General features: G+C 70.3%; 1 protein-coding gene and 1 rRNA gene. Both read right to left on the reverse strand.

What is annotated here, in order from left to right; all coding sequences use genetic code 11:
* The coding region (locus ACFVGO_RS27385) for a phosphatase PAP2 family protein (RefSeq protein ID WP_380634586.1) at positions 1-887 on the reverse strand (887 nt) is incomplete at its 3' end.
* A gap of 59 nt (positions 888-946) precedes the next feature.
* Positions 947-1,021: ribosomal RNA gene (gene rrf, locus ACFVGO_RS27390) — 5S ribosomal RNA — on the reverse strand; the annotation flags it as partial.

The raw sequence follows: 1,021 nt of genomic DNA on the forward strand, positions 1-1,021 counted from the left end.
ACCGCCCGTCGGGAGAGGCACCAACCTGGGAACCATCTGGGCAACCCCCCCTCCCCCACCTTCCCCTGGGTGGTCCCGTGGGCCCGCCCCCCCCCCCCGGGGGGGCCCCCCCCCCGCCGGCGTGCCGCCAGCGCCAGCACGGCGTAGGCGAGGAGCAGGATCACCACCGCCACGATGCCGTCCAACCAGAAGTGGTTCGCCGTCACCACCACCACGGCCACCGTCAGCACCGGATGCAGCACCATCACCCATCGCAGTGAACTGCGCGACACCCGGATCACCGCGACCGCCGCCAGCACGCACCAGGCGACGTGCACCGAGGGCATCGCCGATAGCTGATCGGCCACCACCACACCGCCGACCGCGCCGCCGTAGACCGACTGCCCGTACTGGGCGGCCACGTCGACGAAACCGCTCTCCGGCAGCATCCGCGGCGGCGCCACCGGGATGAACTGCACCAGCAGGCAGACCGCGGTCGTGATCACCACCGTGTTGCGCACCCACGCGTAGCGCTCGCGGTGCCGCACGAACACCCAGAGCAGCACACCCAGCATCACCGCGAAGTGCATGGCCGCGTAGTAGTAGTTCGCCAGCCTCACCAGCACCGGGTACGGCGTGACCGCCCGCTGCCAGGACGCCTCGTCCGGCAGCCCGACCACCTGCTCGGTGTGGTGGATCCAGCTCGCGCGGTCCAGCGCGTGGTCCGTACTCATCACCGAGAGGTGCCCGACCAGCTGCCAGAGCGCGAACAGCGCCAGCAGCGTGCCGGCCTCCCGCAACAGCGCGGACAGCGCCGGCTTCCGGCCCCTCGCCGCGGCGTAAGCGCCCGCGTGGAGGCCGATGGCGGCGGCCCCGGCGGACTGCCAGGTCAGGGTCAGGTTCTGCATTGGCAGAGGGTAACGCAAAAAGCCCCTTCCCGGTTGGGAAGGGGCTTTTCTGAATAATTGTTCGGCGGCGTCCTACTCTCCCACAGGGTCCCCCCTGCAGTACCATCGGCGCTGTAAGGCTTAGCTTCCGGGTT

This window comes from Kitasatospora sp. NPDC057738, assembly GCF_042798815.1.
GTDB classification, from domain to species: Bacteria; Actinomycetota; Actinomycetes; order Streptomycetales; family Streptomycetaceae; genus Kitasatospora; species Kitasatospora lactacystinica.